Source organism: Vibrio sp. La 4.2.2 (assembly GCF_027586995.1).
Classification (GTDB): domain Bacteria; phylum Pseudomonadota; class Gammaproteobacteria; order Enterobacterales; family Vibrionaceae; genus Vibrio; species Vibrio mediterranei.
In genome coordinates this window covers 534,638-557,780 of record NZ_JAPPTJ010000001.1, presented here as the reverse complement: position 1 = coordinate 557,780, position 23,143 = coordinate 534,638, and the positions used below count along the sequence as shown (strand labels likewise).

At 44.5% G+C, this 23,143-nt stretch carries 21 protein-coding genes; 12 read left to right on the top strand and 9 right to left on the bottom strand.

The features are described 5' to 3' along the window. Nucleotides 1–107: 107 nt before the first annotated feature. The 5 genes from OH456_RS02495 to OH456_RS02475 all read right to left on the bottom strand — a co-directional run bounded on the left by OH456_RS02495 (nucleotide 108) and on the right by OH456_RS02475 (nucleotide 6,138). Complete coding sequence (locus tag OH456_RS02495) at nucleotides 108–1,430, bottom strand: CoA-disulfide reductase (protein WP_270032725.1); 1,323 nt, start codon at nucleotides 1,428–1,430, stop codon at nucleotides 108–110. Nucleotides 1,431–1,500: 70 nt separating this feature from the next. Next, nucleotides 1,501–2,913, bottom strand: coding sequence for a cation:dicarboxylate symporter family transporter (locus tag OH456_RS02490; protein ID WP_031493523.1), 1,413 nt, complete (start codon nucleotides 2,911–2,913; stop codon nucleotides 1,501–1,503). Nucleotides 2,914–2,938: 25 nt separating this feature from the next. After that, entirely contained in the window at nucleotides 2,939–3,322 is a 384-nt protein-coding gene (locus OH456_RS02485; RefSeq protein ID WP_063604804.1) for a RidA family protein, read from the bottom strand. Nucleotides 3,323–3,344: 22 nt separating this feature from the next. Then, the gene (locus OH456_RS02480; protein WP_031493443.1) at nucleotides 3,345–4,010 is read right to left on the bottom strand and encodes a helix-turn-helix transcriptional regulator; all 666 of its coding nucleotides are present in this window, start codon (nucleotides 4,008–4,010) and stop codon (nucleotides 3,345–3,347) included. Between the two features lie 316 nt (nucleotides 4,011–4,326). Then, the gene (locus OH456_RS02475; protein ID WP_270032724.1) at nucleotides 4,327–6,138 is read right to left on the bottom strand and encodes a trans-sulfuration enzyme family protein; all 1,812 of its coding nucleotides are present in this window, start codon (nucleotides 6,136–6,138) and stop codon (nucleotides 4,327–4,329) included. A gap of 132 nt (nucleotides 6,139–6,270) precedes the next feature. On the opposite strand from OH456_RS02475, the gene OH456_RS02470 reads away from it, so the two are divergent. Beyond that, the gene (locus OH456_RS02470; protein WP_006070076.1) at nucleotides 6,271–6,726 is read left to right on the top strand and encodes an Lrp/AsnC family transcriptional regulator; all 456 of its coding nucleotides are present in this window, start codon (nucleotides 6,271–6,273) and stop codon (nucleotides 6,724–6,726) included. Between the two features lie 10 nt (nucleotides 6,727–6,736). Here the strand turns inward: OH456_RS02470 and OH456_RS02465 are convergent, their stop codons facing one another. Both OH456_RS02465 and OH456_RS02460 read right to left on the bottom strand, forming a co-directional pair. After that, nucleotides 6,737–10,354: a response regulator gene (locus tag OH456_RS02465; protein WP_270032723.1), complete on the bottom strand. Its 3,618-nt coding sequence runs from the start codon at nucleotides 10,352–10,354 to the stop codon at nucleotides 6,737–6,739. Between the two features lie 25 nt (nucleotides 10,355–10,379). Beyond that, nucleotides 10,380–11,411, bottom strand: coding sequence for a response regulator (locus tag OH456_RS02460; RefSeq protein ID WP_270032722.1), 1,032 nt, complete (start codon nucleotides 11,409–11,411; stop codon nucleotides 10,380–10,382). 251 nt (nucleotides 11,412–11,662) lie between these two features. Between OH456_RS02460 and OH456_RS02455 the strand changes: the two genes are divergently transcribed. Genes OH456_RS02455 through OH456_RS02445 form a run of 3 tightly spaced genes read left to right on the top strand, consistent with a single transcriptional unit; the run spans nucleotide 11,663 to nucleotide 14,862 of the window. Continuing rightward, nucleotides 11,663–13,000 carry an aspartate aminotransferase family protein gene (locus OH456_RS02455; RefSeq protein WP_270032721.1) on the top strand — a complete coding sequence of 446 codons (1,338 nt, stop codon included), beginning with the start codon at nucleotides 11,663–11,665 and terminating at the stop codon, nucleotides 12,998–13,000. After that, nucleotides 12,997–13,839 carry a 3-keto-5-aminohexanoate cleavage protein gene (locus tag OH456_RS02450; RefSeq protein WP_006070072.1) on the top strand — a complete coding sequence of 281 codons (843 nt, stop codon included), beginning with the start codon at nucleotides 12,997–12,999 and terminating at the stop codon, nucleotides 13,837–13,839. Before OH456_RS02455 ends, OH456_RS02450 begins: the two co-directional genes overlap by 4 nt. A 48-nt stretch (nucleotides 13,840–13,887) precedes the next feature. Beyond that, nucleotides 13,888–14,862: a TAXI family TRAP transporter solute-binding subunit gene (locus tag OH456_RS02445; RefSeq protein ID WP_088878946.1), complete on the top strand. Its 975-nt coding sequence runs from the start codon at nucleotides 13,888–13,890 to the stop codon at nucleotides 14,860–14,862. Nucleotides 14,863–14,942: 80 nt separating this feature from the next. On the opposite strand, the gene OH456_RS02440 is transcribed toward OH456_RS02445, so the two are convergent. Next, the gene (locus OH456_RS02440) at nucleotides 14,943–15,836 is read right to left on the bottom strand and encodes a LysR family transcriptional regulator (RefSeq protein ID WP_038230746.1); all 894 of its coding nucleotides are present in this window, start codon (nucleotides 15,834–15,836) and stop codon (nucleotides 14,943–14,945) included. 19 nt (nucleotides 15,837–15,855) lie between these two features. Then, nucleotides 15,856–16,827 carry a KpsF/GutQ family sugar-phosphate isomerase gene (locus tag OH456_RS02435; RefSeq protein ID WP_270032720.1) on the bottom strand — a complete coding sequence of 324 codons (972 nt, stop codon included), beginning with the start codon at nucleotides 16,825–16,827 and terminating at the stop codon, nucleotides 15,856–15,858. A 405-nt stretch (nucleotides 16,828–17,232) separates the two neighbouring features. Here OH456_RS02435 and srlA (OH456_RS02430) point away from each other — a divergent pair, with 405 nt between their 5' ends. From srlA (OH456_RS02430) to srlE (OH456_RS02395), 8 genes are all read left to right on the top strand, one after another. Beyond that, entirely contained in the window at nucleotides 17,233–17,784 is a 552-nt protein-coding gene (srlA, locus tag OH456_RS02430) for a PTS glucitol/sorbitol transporter subunit IIC (RefSeq protein WP_038230885.1), read from the top strand. 12 nt (nucleotides 17,785–17,796) lie between these two features. After that, nucleotides 17,797–18,774, top strand: a complete 978-nt coding sequence (srlE, locus tag OH456_RS02425; protein WP_006075329.1) for a PTS glucitol/sorbitol transporter subunit IIB — start codon at nucleotides 17,797–17,799, stop codon at nucleotides 18,772–18,774. Nucleotides 18,775–18,805: 31 nt separating this feature from the next. Further along, on the top strand, nucleotides 18,806–19,162 hold the full coding sequence (locus tag OH456_RS02420; protein WP_270032719.1) for a PTS glucitol/sorbitol transporter subunit IIA: 357 nt from the start codon (nucleotides 18,806–18,808) through the stop codon (nucleotides 19,160–19,162). A gap of 117 nt (nucleotides 19,163–19,279) precedes the next feature. Then, nucleotides 19,280–20,059 carry a sorbitol-6-phosphate dehydrogenase gene (gene srlD / locus OH456_RS02415; RefSeq protein WP_006075327.1) on the top strand — a complete coding sequence of 260 codons (780 nt, stop codon included), beginning with the start codon at nucleotides 19,280–19,282 and terminating at the stop codon, nucleotides 20,057–20,059. A gap of 100 nt (nucleotides 20,060–20,159) precedes the next feature. Continuing rightward, nucleotides 20,160–20,513 carry a transcriptional regulator GutM gene (locus OH456_RS02410; RefSeq protein WP_006075326.1) on the top strand — a complete coding sequence of 118 codons (354 nt, stop codon included), beginning with the start codon at nucleotides 20,160–20,162 and terminating at the stop codon, nucleotides 20,511–20,513. 100 nt (nucleotides 20,514–20,613) lie between these two features. Next, nucleotides 20,614–21,393: a glucitol operon DNA-binding transcriptional repressor SrlR gene (gene srlR / locus OH456_RS02405; RefSeq protein WP_270032718.1), complete on the top strand. Its 780-nt coding sequence runs from the start codon at nucleotides 20,614–20,616 to the stop codon at nucleotides 21,391–21,393. 211 nt (nucleotides 21,394–21,604) lie between these two features. After that, complete coding sequence (srlA, locus tag OH456_RS02400; RefSeq protein WP_306305461.1) at nucleotides 21,605–22,165, top strand: PTS glucitol/sorbitol transporter subunit IIC; 561 nt, start codon at nucleotides 21,605–21,607, stop codon at nucleotides 22,163–22,165. Further along, nucleotides 22,162–23,139 (top strand): PTS glucitol/sorbitol transporter subunit IIB, encoded by a 978-nt coding sequence (srlE, locus tag OH456_RS02395; RefSeq protein WP_038230741.1) that lies wholly within the window; start codon nucleotides 22,162–22,164, stop codon nucleotides 23,137–23,139. The genes srlA (OH456_RS02400) and srlE (OH456_RS02395) overlap by 4 nt, the downstream gene beginning before the upstream one ends. Nucleotides 23,140–23,143: the final 4 nt, after the last annotated feature.

Sequence of the window (23,143 nt, the reverse complement as noted above, 5' to 3'; positions counted from 1 at the left end):
CCTACGAGAATGTTCACATGGACAGGCTGATAGTGGGCTAGATTAAACGATGAGATTCAGTAGTGAATAATGAAAAAAGCGAGGAGATCCTCGCTTTTTAATGTTGGCTATTTGGCGACGTTACCTGCTACGTTGAGAGCATCCCATGTTCTTGCGAATGGTGGGGCGTAACAAAAATCCAGATAACCTAGTTGTTGAGTCGTCATCTTAGCGGTAATGGCGACCGCGAGTGCATTGATGCGCCCAACTGCACCTTTCTTACCGATGATCTCACCACCAAGTAGAATGTTGGTCGTCGGCTCGTACACCAGTTTGATCTTTATGTCTTCTTGTCCTGGGTAATAGTCGGTCTGGTTTTTGTCTTGGATGGTTGATGTCTTAACTTCCAATCCGTGCTCTTTCGCCATCATCTCGGAAACGCCAGTACACGCCAGTTCGTAATCGAGAACCTTCAAGCAAGATGAACCTAAGAAGCCGTTTAAATAAGCGTCCTTACCTGCTAAATGATCTGCCATCATACGAGCTTGTTTGTTCGCTGTGGTGGCTAGTGGTACGTACACTGACTGTCCCAGCGCCATATGGTGTGCAACAGCGCAGTCACCGACCGCATAGATGTGCTCATCGTTTGTTTTACCAAACTCGTCAACCAAGAGCGCGCCATTCGCTGCTTTTGGTAGATTGAACGCTTCGGTGTTTGGTTTGAAGCCGAGAGATAGAATAACAATGTCCGCTTCGATATCACCGTTGTCAGTTGCAACGATGTAACTACCATTTTGTGCATCGCGAATGGTATTGACGCTACAACCTGTTTTCAAGGTCGCGCCAGATTCACGCACGGTCGCTTCGACAACATCAATCATCTCAGGGCTAAATTGACGACTCATGACAGTGTTTTCACGTTCAACGATAGTGACATCTTTGTCAAGCATATGTGCAGCATCGAATACTTCTAGGCCAATGAAGCCAGCACCAATAATACAAACTCGCTGTTTGCTGGTGTCTTTAAATGCTTCTTTTACGGCTAGGCCGTCTTCTTGACTCGTTAGGGTGTAGACATTCTCGCGGTTGTATTCACCAAATGGTGGGACGATTGGACGAGCGCCGGAACAAATTATGAGTTTGTCATAGCCAATAAGCGCATCTTTACCATCATGACGAACACTGATTTGCTTTTCCGTGCAGCTTAAGGAGATTACTTCGCTGTTAAGACGGACGTCCAAACCCGATGCGATGGCTTGTTCTGGTGTTCGTGAGATCATGCGCTCAGTGTCGTCAAAAAAGCCACCTGCGAAATAAGGAAGACCACAACCACCAAAAGAGATGTAATCACGTTTTTCAATAACAATGACATCGTCACTTGGTTGATTGCGCTTGTATTTTGCCGCAAAACTCATTCCAGCAGCGTTACCGCCAACCACTACAACTTTCATAACTATTACCTAAAATAAGACTGAAAAGAGCACCCAGAGGAGAGGGTGCTCGTATTATTAATATAAGACGTTAAACAATTGCTTCGCTTTCTTTTGTTGGCGTTGCTGCGCCTTCTGCGTTGTATTGTTCTAAGTCGAGTGTGCCGTTTTTCTTCGCAGTAACCACACCGGACAACATCGAACCAGAGATGTTCAGTGCAGTACGCGCCATGTCGATCAGTGCTTCAATCGATACCAAGATAGCAACAACGGTGATGTCTAAGCCCATGATAGTCAATACAGCAACCGCTGCAAAGGTTGCACCGCCACCAACACCCGCGATGCCAAAAGAGGCAATTGCAATTACCGCGACAAGTTGGATTATGAAACTTAGGTCAACAGGCATACCCATGACTTGTGCAGCCATAATCGCAAGCATTGCTGGGTAGATACCGGCACAACCGTTTTGACCGATACTGGTACCAAATGTCGCTGACATATTAGCGGTTTCTTCATCAACACCTAGGCGCTGTGTTTGAGTTTCCACGTTTAGAGGGATAGCCGCCATACTTGAACGCGAGCCAAAACCAAACACAAGAACAGGCCATGATTTCTTAGCAAACTTCGCTGGAGACAGGCCAAACATTGACACCATGACAAAGTGGATAACAAACATCACTGCGATAGCAACATAGCTTGCTACTAGGAAGCGGCCCATTTCAGCCAGTGCGAATAGGTCGTTAGTCATCATGAAAGTTGTCATCAGAGCAAATACACCGTATGGCGTTAGCTTCAAGATTTCACGAACCATGGACAGTACCACTTCTTTCGCTGCATTGATGAAATCAACAAAGCTCTGCACTTTCTCTGGCTTACGTTTTTTCACTTGCAGAATGCTGTAGCCTAAGAACATGCCAAACAGAACAGTCGATAGCGTTGATGTTCTTTGCGAGCCAGTTAGCATGTCAAAGATGTTTGCAGGAATGATAGACAACACTAGGCCAGAAAGACCGCTGCTTGCCATGGCATCTTGAGTTGCAATCAATCTGTCGCCACGAGCTTCGATAGCACTGTTAGTACCAATAGTGCTTACTAGAGCGTTTGCATCAATGCCGAAGATATAGATACTTGCGATGCCGACGACTGCAGAAATTGCTACCGTGAAAATGAGGATACCAATAATTTTCGGCGCAATTTTAGACAGTGCACCACTTCCATCTACGTTCATGATCGAAGAGATCATCGCAACGAAGACGAGTGGGATAACAATCATTTGTAGAAGCTTGATGTAGCCTTTGCCGAAGATAGAAATGAATTCGGCGAAGCCTGTTGTTGCTTCGTTACCAAAACCTAAGACCAGTTGAATCGCACCACCAAACAGTAGGCCCGCGACTAACGCACTTAGTACTCGGAAATTAAAGCTTTTCTTTTGCTTTTTAAAGTTTGCTAGGACGGCGTAAAATCCCAAAAACAAGACGCATAACGCTATAAATGTAAGACTCATGAGATACTCCTATTGTTCCCCATGGTTATTTCTTATGAGCAATGGCTTCGATTTCAACCAAGGCATCTTTTGGTAATCTTGCTGCTTCAACACATGAGCGAGCTGGTGCATTTTCTGTCCCAAATACTTCGGTATACACTTCGTTGAATGCGGCGAAGTTTTCCATATCTGAGAGGAAGCACGTTGTTTTAATCACAGTGTCTAATCCTGCTCCACTTTCTTCTAAAACAGCTTTAAGGTTTTCTAGAGATTGCTTAGCTTGTTCTTTGATTCCACCTTCTACAAATTGCATTGTTTCTGGTACAAGGGGTAATTGACCAGAGGTATAAACTACGTCGCCGTAAATGGTGCCTTGTGAATAAGGACCGATTGCTGCTGGTGCTTTTTCTGTGGCGATAATTTGTTTCACTGTAAACTCCTAATTATTGATTTTATTCAGATTTAAATTCTCGGATGAACTTGTAAACCGCTTGTCGACTGATTCCAAGTTGCTCAGATACTTGTGTGGTTGTTTCCTTTAGTTCAAAGATGCCGTTGTCAAACAAACAGCGCGTAATGGCCTTGTTTCGACCTTTTGTGGTAATCGCGCTGTTTTGGTCAACTTCAGCGATGGCCGCAGTGAGCGCTTGAGCGATGACATCATTGGCATTATTGCTAAAGTTCTCGTGGACTAACGTCTGTGATGTTGAGCATTGAGGCATCAGTGTTTTGATGATCTCAGGGAAAGGAAACGATAAATTCATGTTGATGCAAAGCATCCCTATGGCTTTGTTATTTGGGCCAGCCAAAACACAGGTTGTTGACTTTAATAACGAACCATCCGCGGCATTGGTAAAATAACTCTTAGGAGAGACTTCTCCTGTTTTTTCAAAAGCACGCCACATTCGTAAACCTAAATCGGTAACCGGTGAACCTATTTTTCGGCCTGTATGGTGACCATTAACGATTTTAACAACAGAGTTTTCTAAGCTTTCAAAAGAGTGAATCACGACTTCACAATGAGGACCAATTAGGTCAGCAATAGTGTCAGCAACTCTAAAATAATTGGCTAATGCCGCTCTGTCTTCTTCGCTAAAAGGTACTTGTTTAACATTCATACTTAGGTTTACATTTTTTAACTTTATGACTCAAATCTACTCCTTTTGAGGTAGTTGAGCAACTGTAAGGTAAACTTATGTAAACCTAAAAAAGACGTGAATAAGTGTTTACTTAACCGATATTTAACAAGATATTCGTTCGAAATATGAATAGGATCACGATTGGTGAGGTCTTTGATTTTAAAATCTTAAACTAGCTCAAAGTTTACTATTTTAAATTTAATGAAATACTAAATGCAGGTTTATTGACTAGGCTCAATTTTGAAAATTGAAATGTGCGTCCTGCCCAAGTTTAATTGGGCAGGATGGCTATCATTTACTGACTAAGCTCACTAAACCTCGGCAAACTCTTAGCAAACCTCTGGTGCACATCCATGTAGGTTTGCATGTAGATCTCATCGATACTGTCAGCGCAAGGGAAGCTGGATGAGAAGTCGACATGTTTACGATCGATGGACAATTTGGCTGCCTCGATAATATGAGCGACAAACATTCTAGGATCTTCCAAACCGATGGAGATCCGCATTGTGGTTGGCTTGATACCAGCTTCATTTAGCGCTTGGTCGCTAAGTTCGGAGTGGGTCGTTAGGGCTGGGCAAAGCGCAACGGTGTTAGTTTGTCCCAGACTTACTTGCATGCCGATAGCTGGCTCAAGCATGTCAAAGAACTGTTTGAACCCAGCACGATTGATTGGTGCACGATTGCCATTGCCTTCCATATCGATGGTAAACAGAGCCGCAGGCAAGCCCAAGTGCATGTTGTTCTGGCAGTGTTCGTAGTTATCACTGTCAGGTAGAGCTGGGCATGATACGTTGATGTCTGGGTGAGCATCGAAGATCTTCGCCAAGGTGAGAGTATTGATGGTTTTCTGCACCACACGCATTTCGTAAGTTTTCATACCATTGAGTACTTCAAATGCTTTGTCGGCGTCTAAGAATGCACCTTTAATGTAATACACATTCCAAAAGAGCGTTTCGTTCCATGGAATGATGATCTCATCGCCGTTAGGTTTGGTGAAGGTGACTTCTTCTCCTTTTGGTACAAACATGGCTTCGTTACGGCCGATGACGACCCCAGCGGTTGTGGTCCCTGAACCAGCTAGCTCTTTGGTGTAGGAATGAACTACGAAATCAGGTCGTTCCATCACGTCATCGCGTTTTAGTACTGGGTGCAGGAGCGGGGTACCAACCGTTGAGTCAACGATAATGTCCCAACCACGAAGGTGAGCCGCTTTACTGATGCTAGCAACATCTAAGACGTATCCATGTGGATTACAAGGTGATTCTAGATAAACGTATATTTTCTTACCAGCGGCAAGGCGGTCGGCGTATTTGTCGGCAACCTCATCAAGACGAGCCGCAAACTCATCTCCAGAGTAACCATCGACCCATTCAACCGCTACATTCAGGTTTGAGGGTTTTCCAAACCAGTCTTCTAATAGCTGATAAGAGCCACCGTAGATGTTGCGTGATGCCAGCACAATATCTTCATGGCCAAGTAAGTGGCTCAACAACCCATCAATCGCCGCCATGCCAGAGTTAAAGTTCCATGCAAGGTACTCATTAGCTCTTGAGCCTGCCTCTAGGTCAACCATGTGGTTAGCCAGTGAGATTGATGTTGGGTTGAGCAGTCGAGAGTAAATATCGTGAAGCGGCTCTTTACCGTTGAATGCATCTTCAATCCATTCGGTACACGCAAACAAATATGTTGCGGTACGCGTAATCACAGGGCTGGCTGAGAATATAGCGGCAACATTGTCGAAGATAGGGTAGGCACCCTTAGAGGCAAAATGACCATTATTGGTGGCAATGGATTGATAAGTAGTGCGCATGGGGTTTTGCAGGTTGTCGAGGATCTTCGCGATCTGAAATGACAAAAATCGCTTGGCGTTAAACCAGGCGATTCGGTCACTTTTGTCGAGCTCTGAAAGTCCATCAACGGTCAATGCCCAAAGGTCGTGTGTTTTCGTGTTGGCTTTGTATAGTGTGGTCGCTAGTTCAACCAGCGTGGTGCCGTATTCACTATTTGGGTCGATGCCAAAGTGTTTTGCTTGCTCAATGGCAAGAGCTTCTGCTTGTTCGTGTTTGGTTGTTTTACGCAGCGGGCTAAGTTGAGTTGAGGTATTCATAGTTCCATCCTTTATTGTACCTCTTATAATTTTAGTGTTATAAAAATGTTAAAGATTGCGATTTAAGAAGTAACTCACCAATTTTGAGCAATTATATTGCGCATATTGGTTATAAATTGATGGAAAATGCTAATGGATGAGATCGACAAAAGAATACTGGCTGAGTTGCAGAGCAACGCTCGGCTAACTAATCAAGAGTTGGCAGATCGGGTTGCTCTGTCGCCGTCCCCCTGTTTGCGCCGAGTTCGGTCCTTGGAGAAGCAAGGAGTCATTCGAGGTTATCATGCCAGTGTTGACCAAGAAGCGTGCGGGCTGCCTATTAATGTCTTTGTATTGGTGAAACTCGAAAAGCCGACAGAAGAGAACATGCGAGACTTTGAACATCACATTGAAATGATTGATGAAGTGTTGGAGTGCTTTTTGATGACGGGCAACCACGACTACTTGTTGCATGTAGTCAGTGAGTCGCTAAAAAGCTACGAGCAGTTTATCCGCAAGCAATTAACTCGCCTGCCAAATATCGCCTCCATCGAATCGAGCTTCGCCTTTGGTCAAGTAAAAGCAAAGACGAAGCTGCCAGTGAGATAAGTAAGTCCAATTAGTGTTTAGATTTAATGAGTGCTAAAGCTTTATCAAAATCGAATTCTTGTAGAGCGCCATCAAGTTGCTTTAGTTGATTTTGGGTAAGCCCCAGTAATTGGCTTTGCTCTATGTTTTGCACTATCTCAAGTGCATCGGTATCGTTCTGTTCAATAGCGTTCTGTAATCTTTCATATAGCGTTGGGTCAAAGCTCGCTGTGTGCTCAGGGTTATCGTTAGCCGCTATATGAGAGAGTAAAATGCCACTCTCTCTTATTGCCTCAGTGGTTTGATACAGAGCATTGAGTAGCTTCTTTTGAAGTTGTTCATTGTTGATATCAGATTCTAATGCACTACAGAGCTCAAATAACTCGTTCGCACCTATATTTCCTGAGACGCCTTTTAAGCTATGGATGTAGCGTTTTAAATCGGAGGACGCTGCATTAGCGAGTTGTTCTCTAACTTGAGATAAATCAGAGTAGTGCTCATAAAAGCGTTGCAACAGTCGGCGATATAGCTGGTGGTTGTTATTCGCACGAGCAAGACCTTGGGACAAGGTGATGGTGTTAATGTCATGAAGTTTCACTGGTTGAGTATTAACATTAGAGTCGGAGCTGGAAATGCTTATTTCTGACCCAATTTCGCGTTGAGGCGAGGTGATCCATCGAGCAAGGGTGCTGAACATGATGCCTACATCGATTGGTTTAGCTATGATGTCGTTCATCCCTGACTGGTAGGCGCGTTCTCTATCACGCTCCATCACGTCGGCGGTCATGGCAATGATAGGGATAGCTTGGTCATTGAGTGTGTTTCTTATTATCTCTGTTGCGCTGTAGCCGTCGAGTACAGGCATTTGGCAGTCCATAAGAATGCCATCGAACGTCATTTGTTTATACAAGTCGATCGCGACTTGCCCATTTTGAGCTACGGTGACTTGGATGTTTTGGCTTTCCAAAAGTTCTACCGCTAATTCTTGGTTAATTTCGTTGTCTTCAACGAGTAATAGATGAGCTCCTGCTAGGTGTTGGACATTAGCCAAATGGGTTTGCTGCTCAAGCTCGTCACGGCTGCTACGGTGGTTTTCTATATCATATAAGCCAACTATCGCATCGAACAAGTGAGAGGCCGTTACTGGCTTATCGAGAATACTTGGTACGATAAGGCCACGCTCTTGAACTGAGTCAGCCAGAAGCTGGCGATCATAGGCTGTGAGCATCAAGATTTTAGGATTGAGGGACTCAGATTGCTGGATAGCATGAATGAGTTCAACTCCATCTTTACCGGGCATCTGCCAATCCGTAATAACCACATCAAATGCCGAATCTGATTGTGCAGCGTGATTGAGTGCGTCGATTGCGCTATCAACTCCATTAGCGCTTCGAACATTAAAGTTGAGTGATTGCAGAATATCTTCAACGATAAGGCGCGCACTAGCGTTGTCATCCACAATCAGGATGTTGAGGTGGTTCAATGATGTTGGCACGACAATCGGTTTGGTTTCTAGCACTTGGCTGCGCTTCATGTTAATTGTGAACTCAAAGGTTGAGCCTTCGCCAAATTGACTCCTAACCTCAATGTCTCCGCCCATCAACAAACAAAGCTCCTTACTGATGGCTAAGCCTAATCCGGTTCCCCCATACTTGCGTGTGGTGGAACTGTCGGCCTGGGTGAACTTATTGAAGAGCTTTTGAGTTTGTTCTGGTGTCATTCCAATGCCAGTGTCAGAGACCGCAAATCTTAACGTGACATCGTCATTCTCTAAGTTGTCTGCGGTGATAGTGATTTTGACTTCGCCTTGTTCGGTAAACTTCACAGCGTTATTGGCAAGATTGGTCAAGATTTGCCCCAATCTTAATGGGTCACCGTAAAGTGCTGTTGGTACGTCTTTTGAAGTATGAATAAGCAGCTCTAAACCCTGCTCCGACGCCTTAAGCCCAACCAAATTAGAAATATTGTCCAAGACGTTTTCGAGTCTAAAATCTACGTGCTCAATGTCGAGTTTACCCGCTTCGATTTTTGAGAAATCGAGAATGTCGTTGATAAGTCCGAGTAAGGTATCAGCTGACAGCTTTACTTTTTGAATATAGTTGCGTTGTGCCTTAGTTAAATCTGTTTTTAAAGCGAGGTAACTCATGCCTATGATGGCGTTCATTGGGGTTCTGATCTCATGGCTCATGTTCGCCAAAAAATCCGATTTAGCTTGGTTTGCGTAGTCTGCTTCATCTCTGGCAATAGCGAGCTTATCGGCAGACTTTTCAAGCGCAGCGTGGGATTTATTGGCGAGCAAAACAATAAAAACTATGGTGCTCATGAAAATGATGCCACCGATGGCAAGATAGAAAGAGATTTGAGATGAGTTCTCTACAATGTTTTGCTGGTGTTCAAAATCAGGTTCAATAACTTTGAAGGCTTTCAGATAGGCATTATCAAGCGCCGATGATTGTTGGGCGATAGCTTGTTTCTGCGTAAATAACTGTTCGAATAAAGCGAGATATTGCGTCAACTGCCCCTTAATTTTCCCAAGCGTTTGTTGTTGGGTCGCATCTGAAATATGCGGTATCAAATCTGCCAATCGTTGTTGGCTCTCTTTGATAGTTCCTTCAATTTGCTCGGCAATATCTTGCTGTTCGTTGAGTGTTTGTACCAAGGAGAAGTCGCGTTCGTACTGAGTGGTATCGCTAAATAGGGAACGTAATGTCAGCAATTGAGCGGTAGTGGAGAGTTTGACGTTGGTTTGTTGTTGTATGTCATTTAGTTCTTGTTGATAGGCGGCTAACTCTTTTTGTAAGCTCGTTCTCAGCACTACACTCGCTCGTGTAAACTCTTCCCCCGCCGAATCGATCTGGGCGGCGATGTGCTGCTGCATTGGAGCGGTAACTAGTTTGAGGTTTCTGAGCTGAATGACCGCAGTTAAATACCGATTTCGAGCGTTATCAACCAGTGTCAGTTTGTCCTTAGCAGCCTGCGTAACCATCTTTGGTTGCAGAGCTCTAATTTGGTTACGCACTTCATTGAGGCCAAATTGCAGTTGTTTGTAATCTTCATTATTCGGTTCGAGGATAAAAGACTTTTCATGACTTCGAATTGTAGAAATACGACTTGCTAAATGATGGCTTTCAATAGCGATTTGAGCACTAGCATCAATGTGTTGACGCATGCTTTCGACTAACGCGACCTGTTTTTCTATCGAGACTTTAAGATCGACCTGCATCTCTTCTACATCATAAATAGACGTGTCCGAATTTGAGGTAAGAGCAACGCGGGTGGTTCTTTCTTGGTCGTTAAGTTCTACGTATTCGGTAAAAGTCGTCTTGTAATCTTGAAGTAGCGCCTTTACTTCTTGATTGACCTGCTCGGAAAGCTGGGAATCGGCAAGCAGGTAGGCCATATCAATATGTTCAAAGGTTTTTTCAGCCTGCGGATGGGTGGGCGATAGTGCGTAATTGCGCTCATGCAGCTTAATGCTATCTATGGCGGCACGAAGTTGAGCGCTTTGAGCGTAATTGTCGACAGTTTCAAAACGAAGATTGAGTTTTGACCAACCTATTGACCCGGCTATCACCAATAATGTCACTGCGATGAAAAAGCCAATAAGAATGCGTTTTGAGTCGAGATTTTGTCCGATAGGAAAATTCATGGAAATCCTTTAAACCAATGTAGTTCTAGTCTTTAAAAGCATCTCGAATGGCGAGAATATCATCCAATTTGCTGATGAAAATTGGTACTAAACTTGGATCGAAGTGAGTTCCTGCATCGCGCTCTAGTAATGCGAGCGTTTCCTCAATGGACCAAGCCTTTTTATAGGGACGCACACTGGTCAGTGCGTCAAACACATCGGCTATTGCGACGATTCTTGCACTAAGCGGGATTTGCTCTCCTTTCAATTGGTTGGGGTAGCCACTGCCGTCCCATTTTTCATGATGGTTTAACGCAATTTCTTGCGCCATTTGTAATAGCAGCGAATCGCTGTCACCAATAATGTCACCGCCAATTTCGACATGCTTCTGCATGACGGCCCATTCGTCGGCATCGAGTTTACCTGGCTTTCTTAACACGTTATCTGGAATACCAATTTTGCCGATGTCGTGCATTGGTGCGGCTTGAAATACCAGTTCAACCCAGCGCTTACTAACGTTTAGTTGTGAGGCGAGAATGCGTGAGTAGTGGCTCATCCGCACGACGTGCATACCAGTCTCGTTATCTTTGTACTCTGCCGCTCGTCCCAAGCGTTGGATGACTTCCAAACGGCTTTGTTCAAGCTGAGCCGTTCTTTCACGTACTTTGATAGCAAGTTCGAGATGTTGGTCGTACAGCGCAATATGTGTCTTCACTCGAGCTAACACAATGGGTGGACTAATGGGTTTGGTAATATAGTCCACCGCGCCCAACTCAAAGCCTTTCTGCTCGTCGACCACTTCACTTTTCGCGGTGACAAAAATAATGGGAATATCAGCGGTTAGTGGATTGGCTTTTAGTGTTTCGCAAACCTCATAACCGTCCATTTCGGGCATCATGATATCGAGCAATATCATATGAGGTTTAGGTGTAGAGAGGGCGATTTGTATAGCTTTCGCGCCGCTTGTCGCCGCTTTTACTTTGTAATGTTCATTCAAAGAGCCAGCAATGGCATGGATATTATCGGGAATGTCATCAACGACAAGCACCACAGGTTTTTCTTGGTTGTCTGTATGCATAAGTACGAGTCCTTGTACCGAAAATGCAGAGATAAGGCTTTTAAGAATAGACAAGGTTTCGTATGTGTTACAAACAATTAGCTCACTATGAGAGTAATATCGCACCAAGGTTTGCTTTAACAATTAGGAGAAGCTTCGTGACGCAGCCATTCCATTTCCTCATAGCGGTTGATAATTATTCGTTTGTAAAATAGCCATGTTAGAACAAAAATTAACCAATAAAGGATAAGTGGTTAACTGAGGGCGGCTGCGTGGGTAGTGTATTTCACCGACATTGTTCAGATACTTTGCCAAAAGTGAGCTTTGGCGAAGGCGTGTATTTGATTGATTCAGAAGGTCGATATTATTTAGATGGATGCGGAGGGGCGGCGGTCTCCAACCTTGGTCACAACCATCAGCGAGTAAAGGCGGCGATTCAAGCTCAATTAGAGACTATTCCATATGCTCATACAGGGTTCTTTACCAGTGAAAGCAGTGAGAAATTAGCGCAGCGAATCGTGTCGTTAGCCCCAGAATCTTTGCAGCATGTGTACTTTGTTAGTGGTGGTTCAGAAGCGGTGGAGTCAGCGCTTAAAATGGCACGCCAGTATTACGTTGAGCGCGGTATGGTGTCCAAAACGCAATTTATCGCAAGGCGACAAAGTTATCATGGCAATACATTAGGGGCGCTCTCTGTTGGAGGCAATGAGTGGCGACGAGAACCGTTTCGTCCTCTGCTTTCCTCTGCTCACCATATTGCGCCTTGTTATGCCTATCGTGAACAATGGGCGTCAGAAACTGAAGACCAATACAGTCAGCGTATTGCTAATGAACTTGAAGCTAAGATACTCGAACTTGGGGCGGAAAATGTGATGGCATTTATCGCCGAACCCGTCGTAGGGGCAACTGCGGGGGCAGTACCTGCGACTCAGGGCTATCTGCAGCGCATAAGAGAGATTTGTGACCAATATGATGTATTGCTGATTTTAGATGAAGTGATGTGTGGAGTCGGCCGAACGGGGTCTTTCTTCGCATTTGAGCAAGACGAAGTAATACCCGACATTGTGACCATGGCGAAAGGTTTGGGAGCTGGATATCAGCCCATTGGCGCTGTACTTGTTCACGAAAAAATCTATCAGGAAATAGCTAATGGTTCCGGTTTTTTCCAACATGGTCATACCTTTATGGGACACCCAATGGCGTGTGCGGCGGCACTCGCTACAGTGGAAACCATCATAGAAGATGACTTGCTAGCTCAGGTGGTTTCTAAAGGGGAAATGCTTAAGCAAAAGCTCTCCGAAGCATTGGGGAATCTCGATATGATTGGTGATATTCGAGGTAGAGGATTGTTTATCGGCATTGAATTGGTTTCCGACAAACGTTCAAAAGCCCCGCTTGCTATCCAAACTAAAGCGCACAAATGGATTAAATCGTTGGCGATGGAGAATGGTTTAATGTGTTACCCAATGGCTGGGACAATCGACGGTACACACGGTCACCATATTTTACTTGCGCCTCCGTTTATTATTAGTGAGATCGAAATGGATGAACTGGTGACCAAGCTGAAAAAAACGCTACTGTTAGCAGAAGAAAAGTGGGCCCGCTTATGAGTAACCTAACAATGCCATCGCAGTCGGCTATTATCGTTGCGCCTAATGGCGCAAGAAAAACGCAGAAAGATCATCCTGCACTGCCCGTCACTCGTGGAGAGATTATCCAAGATGTTATTGCTTGCCGAAGTGCAGGTGCCGCAATGGTACATCTGCATGCTCGCAATGAAAAAGGGCTGCACTCGTTAGACGTTGCAGACAACCTCCCGCTGTATAACGAACTAAAAGATGCTGTTGGAGACAGCATTATGGTGCAATTAACAACAGAAGCGGTGGGCCAATATCAACCTGAGCAACAAAGGCAATTGATCAAAGCCGTCAAACCAGAAGCGGCGTCATTTGCGTTAAGTGAGTTGATTCCAAATGATGAACACTTGAGCGAGTCGGCCGAGTTTTTTCATTGGGTTGCACAGCAAGGCATTATTGCTCAATACATTCTTTACAGTGCTGACGATCTTGATCGTTATTTTCGACTGATAGATCAAAAGGTCTTGCCTGATCACGACCATCACCTATTACTTGTTCTCGGACGCTATAAGCAGGGACAAGTAGCAACACCTCAAGATCTTGTGCCATTTCTTAGTTGTCGATTATTTGAACTGCGTCACCGTTGGGCGGTCTGTGCGTTTGGTCAATTTGAACACAATTGTTTAACGGCTGCTATGCTTATGGGGGCTGACGTTAGAGTTGGGTTTGAAAATAATCATTATGACAATCAAGGTGCTATTGCTACAAACAATGCATCTTTAGTGAACCAGCTTTGTAAGACGTCAGCGGCGCTTAATATAGATTTACTGAGCGCTACTGAATTTAGAAACAGTCTTGCCATTCGCCAGTAATTAAGGAGTTTACTGGTTTCTGAACCCTACGACAGGAAAGGAATAACTATGACCAAATTAAAAACCATGTTGACCGTGTCTGCTGCATGTATTGCCATGGGAGGAGCAACTCTCGCGCAGGCAGAAGACCGATTTGTAACTATCGGAACCGGTGGCGTAACAGGGGTTTACTATCCAACGGGTGGTGCTATTTGTCGTCTTGTAAATAAAAACCGAGCTGAATTCGGTGTGCGTTGTTCGGTAGAAAGTACCGGCGGTTCGATATACAACATCAATACCATTCGAGCTGGCGAATTGGATTTAGGTATCGCCCAGTCAGACTGGCAATATCATGCATACAATGGCACCAGTAAGTTTGCGGATGCTGGTCCATATAAAGATCTTAGAGCGGTATTCTCTGTTCACGCTGAACCATTCACTGTGGTGGCGCGTGCGGATTCTGGTATTGAAAGCTTCGAAGATCTTAAAGGTAAGCGAGTCAATATCGGTAACCCTGGCTCCGGTCAGCGCGGGACTATGGAAGTCTTGATGCAAGGTTACGGTTGGGACAAAGATGTATTCAAACTGACTTCAGAGCTAAAAGCATCTGAGCAGTCTAAAGCATTGTGTGACAACAAAATCGACGCAATGATCTACACCGTAGGCCACCCAAGTGGTGCGATTAAGGAAGCGACAACGTCTTGTGATAGCCGCATTGTATCGGTTACTGGACCAGTGGTAGATAAGTTGGTTGAAGACAATAGCTTCTACCGTAAAGCGACCGTTCCGGGGGGTATGTATAACGGTAATCCAGACGATGTGATGACGTTTGGTGTGGGTGCAACATTCGTTACATCTACTGCCGTGCCTGATGATGTGGTTTATGCCATCGTTAAGTCTGTATTTGAAAACTTTGATGATTTCAAACGTCTTCACCCTGCTTTCGCTAACCTGAAGAAAGAAGAAATGATCAAAGATGGTTTGTCAGCACCATTGCATCCAGGTGCAGTGAAGTACTACAAAGAAGCGGGTTTGATGGACTAACAAACTCTTTTAATGCAACACTCTTCAAAGCCCAGCTGTAATGCTGGGCTTTTTAATTAATGGTCGTGGGGTCACTGTGACTAGCAACGAAACTGCTCTTCTAGCCATTGGTTGAACAGATAGACTAGCTTGTTGTCGCGACGATGATTTGGGGTGATGGCATAGTAACCGTACTGACTCACTAAACTAAGAGCGAGAGGGTTACTCAACTGCTTTGCTTCAATTAAAGGGTCGACCATAAAATCAGGAAGAAGAGCGAGCCCACAGTTTGCTTTTACAGCCTCCAAAGACATAAAGAAATGCTCGAATCCGACGCCATAAAAATTCATCGGTGTATCAGGGCAAAATTGATTTCGAAACTTTTCCCATAGTTGCGGTCGAGTAATATGGGGGATAAATTGGTAAACTTCCAAATCTTGGTGGCTGCGAATAGGATGACGCTCGATAAGATCTGTTGAGCCGACCAAGCGCAGCGTCTCTATGTGTAGCAGAGTGGCATTTTCGTAATGGGTAGCGATTGGTAAACAGCGGATTATGATGTCACTTCGCGCGTTCAAGCCTTTAATGGGACCATCACCTGTTTTTAGGTTGATTCGTATACTAGCGTTTTGCGATCGAAAGTCTTGCAATGCGTTGATCAACCATAAGCTGGCAAAAGATGGCGTGACATCAAGGTTTAATACCGCCTCGTTGTTTTCAGACTGCTTGAGCCTTGCCGTTGCAGATTGAACACTTTCCAAGGCTTCGATAATACTAGGCAAATATTGCTCACCAATAGATGTAAGTCGAATCCCATCAATGTGTCGCTCAAACAGTGCTTGACCAAGTTGCTGCTCTAGTGCCGCGACTTGTTTACTGACGGCTCCTTGAGTTACACACAGCTCCTGTGCAGCCTTTGAAAAACTGAGGTTGTGCGCCACTGCCACGAAGGTTTTGAGCGCTTTGATAGAAGGTAAGCCTGAGCTGCTACTCATAGTGTTTTCCCGAACTTGTCTACTTGATACCTCGACGATGAATATCCGAGATGCTAATTACGCCAACACACTCATCGCGTTCATTGACAACAGGTAGTGCTGAAATGGCATTATCAAGCATTAAGTTCAACGCATCGTATGCTTTTACTCGCGCACTTGTTTGTTTGCCGTTGGTGGTCATATGCTGTTCAATTTTGTCTTCTAGAACGGCGCCATTGGCGAGCGCTCGTCTTAAATCTCCGTCCGTGAAGACACCTACGAGCGTCGTTTGACGACAAATGGCGATAAGCCCTTTACCACTCTCACATAGTACGCTGATCGCTTCTGCTAAGCTTTGTTCTGGTTGGCAAATGGCATTGTGTTCAAACTCTGAGATTACGTTGCCGACTGTCGTAAGTAGTTTCGCTCCGAGAGCACCAGCAGGGTGAGACTGTGCAAAATCAATACTGTCGAATTTGCGAATTTTCATTGCAGTAATCGCTAAAGCATCACCCATGATTAATGTGTTGACTGCGCTGGATGTTGGAGCGAGTCCGAGTGGACATGCTTCGCTGTCTATGGCGATGTTGACCACACAATCACTGTTCTGCGCCAAATGAGATAAAGTGTTGCCAGTCATACCGATGATAGAAATCCCGCGCTCTTTTAATATCGGCAGCATAGTCTTAAATTCGGCAGATTCGCCTGAGTTTGAAATCAAGATCACTAAGTCTCCTTTAGTGATCATCCCTAGGTCTCCGTGAAGTGCTTCCGCCGGATGAACGAAAAAGGCAGGTGAACCCGTTGAAGCCAGTGTTGCGGCCATCTTCTTGCCAATGTGCCCAGACTTGCCTATTCCAGACACAATTATCTTGCTTTGACAGTTAACGATGTGCGACACCGCTTGCGCAAAATTGTCCTCCAATCGTCCCAATAGCTTCTGAGCTTCTGCTATCTCGGCATTAATGACTTGTGTGGCGTATTCGATGACTTCTGTCTTGACGACTTGCATGGCGATGTGTCCTACGAGCTGAACGATATAGATATTGCTGCCTAGTGTTTCACACCTCTGGTAAAGAGCAAGTTGTAATTTTCATTATTTTCATTATTGGGATCTCTCTCAATCTTGGTGTCTAGTTGAAAGTTAAGATTTTCATTTCATGGAAAGGAATGCAGAACGATTGGCTGTTATTGAAATCTGATTCAAAGGGGGTGTTTGTATATGTCTGATTTTTAAAGGTATATACTCTCTCGCGCTCAATCTCATCTCTTTTATTACTTTCATTATTTTTATTTTTGCTTTCATTTATTTTGTGATTTGAATCAATAAATGAAAAATATTAACTTTCAAAATGAAAATAATAATGAAAAAGTAAAAAGGCAATCAGCACTTATCCTTGAAACAAAAGAGGTCAACATGGACTTTATAATTCACTCAGCGGAATGGTTTATCGGGCTATTCCAACAAGGCGGAGAGGTCTTTACCGGAATGGTAACAGGCATACTTCCTCTCTTAATTTCATTACTTGTCGCCATGAACGCATTGATACGTCTCGTTGGACAAGACAAAGTAGAAAAACTGGCACAGCGTAGTGCTGGCAACCCTGTATCTCGTTATCTGGTTCTGCCTGTTGTCGGTACCTTCATTTTCTGTAACCCAATGACGTTGAGCTTGGGTCGTTTTCTTCCTGAGAGATACAAACCTTCTTACTACGCGGCTTCTTCGTACAGTTGCCACTCCATGAATGGCCTGTTCCCTCACATTAACCCTGGTGAATTGTTTGTTTACCTTGGTATCGCTAACGGTATTACTCAGCTGGGTCTACCACTAGGTCCTCTAGCTGTGAGTTATCTACTAGTCGGCATGGTAACTAACTTCTTTAGAGGTTGGGTGACTGACTTTACTACTGCAATGGTAGAGCGTCAGCAAGGTGTTCAACTAGAACGTACTGTTCACTTCCAATCATAAGAGGCCTGTGTCATGTCAAACTCATTAATTATTAATAAAGGTAATGGCGGCTGGGGTGGTCCTCTATGTTTGCCAATCGAAGCAGGCAAGAAAATTGTCTACATCACTGGTGGTACTCGACCAGATATCGTTGACCGTATTGCCGAACTGACGGGTTATGAAGCAGTAGATGGTTTCAAAACTTCAGTACCAGATGAAGAGGTTGCTGTCGCGATTATTGACTGTGGTGGGACGTTACGTTGTGGTTTATATCCGAAGAAACGTATTCCAACAGTAAACATTCACTCGACAGGGCAAAGTGGTCCTCTAGCGCAATACATCAAAGAAGATATCTACGTCTCTGGTGTGAAACCGGAGAACATTCAGCTTTCTGATGCGCAACCAACAGTGACCCTAACTCCGGAGCCAGCGGCAAACGAGTCAGCTCGTTTTGCGACGGACAAAAAACTGACTGAACAAAGCGATAGCCTGTTGGCACGTATCGGTATTGGTATGGGCTCGGTCATGTCGACGTTTTTCCAAGCTGGCCGTGACACGATTGATACTGTATTGAAAACCATTCTGCCATTCATGGCGTTTGTATCCATGCTTATCGGCGTAATCATGGCTTCAGGCTTCGGTGATTTGATCGCGTCAGCGCTGACACCATTAGCACAAAGTCCATTTGGTCTCGTTACTCTAGCTCTGATCTGTTCTTTCCCGCTGCTATCACCGTTCTTAGGCCCTGGTGCAGTAATCGCACAGGTTATCGGTGTGCTTGTCGGTGTACAAATCGGTGCAGGCAATATCCCTCCGCACTTAGCGTTACCAGCATTATTTGCGATTAACGCACAAGCGGCGTGTGACTTTATCCCTGTTGGTCTTGGCTTAGCAGAAGCAAAACCGCGAACTGTCGAAATTGGCGTTCCATCAGTACTTTACTCGCGATTCTTAACTGGTGCTCCAACCGTATTAGTCGCTTGGTTTGTATCAATGTTCATCTATCAATAAGTAAAACAGTAACTCCCAAAGGAATCTAAAAATGACCAAATTATACCAATCAACCATCAAGCATGTCGGTGAACTCGCAGAAGAAGCGTTGGCAGACAACATGATGATTCTATTCGGTGAAATGGCACCGGCAGATGCCGCTGAGTACTGTTTTATCCACTCTCACGATAGCTTGAAAGGCAATATTAATGTTGGCGGAACGTTACAGCTTGGTTCGAATGAATTCCCTATCACTGCTGTTGGTGAGGTGGTGAATAAGAACCTTTCAGAACTCGGCCACATCACGATTCGGTTCGATAGCTTGAACGAAGCGGAATATCCAGGGTGTTTGCATGTGAGTGGATCTGTTCCTCACTGCAACATCGGAGAAACCATCTCTTTCTCATAAGGTTAACTAGATTCCAATCGGTATTTTGGCCTCTGCAGATGCTTTGAAACACTCTCCCAAAGTGGAATGTAGAGGCCCTTTTTAAAGAATTAAATTTGTAAGAATGTCGGAGTATTTATGTGTAAAACAGCGTTAGTAGTCGGTGGCGGACAAACATTGGGTGCCTTTTTATGTGAAGGCTTGGCAGCAGATGGCTATCGCGTAGCCGTAGCAGATTTAAACGGTGATAATGCTCAGCAGATTGCTGATAAGATTAATCAAACTTATGGCGAAGGCATGGCGTTTGGTATTGCCGCCGACGCGACCGATGAGATGTCGGTTATCAATATGACCAAAAGTGTGGACGAGGTGTTTGGTAGAATCGATTTGATGGTTTACAGTGCAGGCACTGCTACCGCCGCCAAAATTGACACCTTCCCTATGGATGCATGGCAACGCTCATTAAGCGTTAATCTAACAGGTTACTTCCTGTGTGCACGTGAAGCGTCAAAAGTCATGATTCGTGAAAATCGTGGTGGACGCATTATTCAAATTAACTCTAAATCAGGCAAAGTTGGGTCGAAACACAACAGTGGTTATTCGGCGGCTAAATTTGGTGGCGTTGGCTTGACGCAATCTTTAGCTCTTGATTTGGCTGAGCACAAAATTACCGTGCATTCATTAATGCTAGGTAACTTGCTACAGAGCCCTATGTTCCAATCACTGAAGCCTCAATATGCGAAAAAACTGGGTGTCAGTGAAGAGGAAGTTGAGCAAATTTATATTGATAAAGTGCCGCTAAAAGCAGGCTGCGATTATCAAGATGTATTGAACGTACTGAAGTTTTACGCGAGTGAACAAGCCGCGTACTGTACAGGACAATCGATTAATATCACTGGCGGACAGGTGATGTTCTAGTTCCCCCACTAGGTGATGTCTTGTGCTCCTGATGCTACGTTAGGTAGCAATTTCAAGGGCAGAATATCTGCCCTTATTTAAACAGTTAGAGAGGTGTTTTGTGGACTCAACAACTACATTAATTCTAGTGGCCATTGTGGCTTGGATTGGTCAAATTGCTTTGGGATTTTTTCAAATCCGCTCTTTCAATCGAATGGTTCAATCTATGTCACAGAAAGGGCATGTAAAGATCGGCAGAACTAAAAGTCGTTGGAAGGCGAGAACGCTCATTGTGGTTGCTGAGAATGACCAACAAACCATAGTGGATGCCAAAGTCCTAAATGGAATCTCTGTTTTTGCTAGACCTAAGACTTTGGACAAAATTGTTGGGCTAAGTTACCCATTATCCGCTGCGGTAATGAATGAACTAGCGAAAGGGACGCAAGAAGCCATCTCTGTTGCCTACGAAGGTTAACTAGGTCGCAGAATGTACCAAGAAATATAAACTTAGGTTTCTTTCTTTCACAGTGAAAGGGAAATTGTGTATAGTTTAAAAAAAATTAGTGATGGTGCATATGAACATTGAAAATAGACGTCAGAAGTTGGTGAACTATCTGAAACACGAGGGTAAGACCTCGGTAAATGATTTGGCAAACATTTTTGAAACATCAGGAGCGACCATTCGTACGGATTTGCGGACATTGGAAGAGGAAGGGTTGGTTGTAAGACGCTATGGGAGCGCAGAAGCTTGTGGTGCAAGTAAGATTGGTCAAGCCTCAATCGAGGATCGGTCAATGGATGAGAAGCAGACCTTGAATCTCGACCTCAAATCCGCCATTGCAAAGAAAGCGTGTGAGCTTATACGTGATGGTGATTCTATAATACTCGACTGCGGTAGTACTACATTACAAATGGTTCCTCATTTGGAAGATAAACTAGCGCTCACTCTAATGACCAATAGCATGCACATTGTAAACGCGATGGCACAATTAGAGCGCGAGCATACCGTGATTATTCCAGGCGGAACCTATCGTCGTATCTCTGCTTCGTTTCATGGCAAATTGGCTGAACAAGCTTTTAGTCAGTTCACTTTTGACAAGCTATTTATCGGTGCTGATGGTTTTGATCTTAACAGTGGAACGACCACATACAATGAAGCTTATCAAGTGAGCCAAGCAATGTACGAAGCGGCCAACGAAGTGATTGTCGTTTTAGATAGCAACAAATTTGGTCGTCGTAGTCCTAATGTTGTTGTGCCTTTGAAAGACATCGATGTCGTTATCACCGATAGTAATATTTCTCCAGAACATCTAGCAGAGCTAGAATCAAACAACATCAAAGTTTATCTCGTCTAGTGTACTTCCCCCAGTGATACTGTAGGAATCTTGCCTACAGTATCTCCGTCGCAAAACTCTTCCTTGTTTACGCATTTACTTTTACATTAAGTGATATATTTTTTCACATAAAAAGTTAATTGGTGACTCCCTTCACGTTGCGAAAGTATATTTCTTTCATTTTGATAATGATAAGAGGAACAATATGGTTCAAAGTGTAAGGAGGATAACTTTGGACTACATGATTCTAGGCGCAGAATGGTTTATTGGACTATTCGAAAAAGGGGGCGAGGTTCTTTCTGATATGGTCACTGGCATCTTGCCGTTATTGGTCTGTCTGCTTGTCGCCATGAATGCACTTATTCGTTTTATTGGTCAACATAGAATTGAAAGGTTAGCGACAAAGTGTGCAGGCAATCCAGTATCTCGTTATTTGGTTTTACCTTTTATTGGGACTTTCATTTTTTGTAATCCAATGACACTAAGTCTTGGACGTTTTCTTCCTGAAAAGTACAAACCCTCTTATTACGCGGCTGCATCTTACAGTTGTCACTCCATGAACGGCATGTTCCCTCACGTCAATCCGGGGGAGTTGTTTATCTATTTAGGTATTGCTGCCGGAATCACTCAGCTTAATCTGCCGTTGGCCCCGCTTGCTGTCAGCTATTTGTTTGTTGGTTTAGTGACTAACTTTTTTCGAGGTTGGATCACTGATTTGACGACAAGCATCATCTGCAAACAACAAGGCAGGGCGCTATCTGACAAGGTCGAAATTTCTAAGGAGGGCTCATGAGCATGATGTTAAAAGTCTCTGCGGGAAATGGAGGCTGGGGTGGTCCACTGTTTGTGCCTATTATTGCCGGAAAGAAAATTCTCTACGTGACCGGAGGAACCAAACCTGATTTGGTCACTGCCTTAGAAAATCTAACGGGATTGGAGAGTGTCGACGGTTTTAGACAGGTGCTTGAAGATGAGGATGTTGCATTAGCGGTTGTCGACTGCGGAGGAACGTTGCGATGTGGGCTGTATCCTAAAAAAGGCATCCCGACATTAAACATCCACGCGACAGGGCAAAGTGGTCCTCTTGCTCAATTCATCAAAGCAGATATCTATGCCTCTTCGGTAACTCCTCAGTGTATCGAATTGGTTGAAGGTGAATCCAATAGTCACGCTGAGCCGGTTAGCCAATCTGAGACGCCTCCTCAATACGATACGTCTCAGAAGTTAAGCGCCCAGTCGGACGGGCTGATCGCTAAGGTCGGGGTTGGCATGGGCTCGGTCATGTCGGTTTTTTATCAAGCTGGCCGCGACACTATCGACACGGTGCTTAAGACTATTCTGCCCTTTATGGCATTTGTTTCAATGCTGATTGGCGTCATCATGGCATCGGGGATTGGTGATGTGATTGCCAACCTGCTGTCGCCGTTGGCTCAGAATCCTTTGGGACTGGTGACGTTGGCATTGATCTGCTCTTTTCCGTTACTTTCACCATTTTTAGGCCCTGGGGCAGTGATCGCTCAAGTCATTGGTGTGTTAGTTGGGGTGCAAATTGGTGCGGGACATATTCCGCCTCACTTGGCGCTTCCCGCTCTGTTTGCCATTAACGCTCAAGCTGCGTGTGATTTTATACCCGTAGGGCTTGGACTGGCAGAAGCTAAGCAAGAAACGGTAGAAATTGGTGTGCCTTCGGTGCTTTATTCTCGCTTCCTGACGGGGGCTCCAACAGTCCTGTTTGCTTGGTTCGTCTCAATGTTTATTTATCAATAAGGGA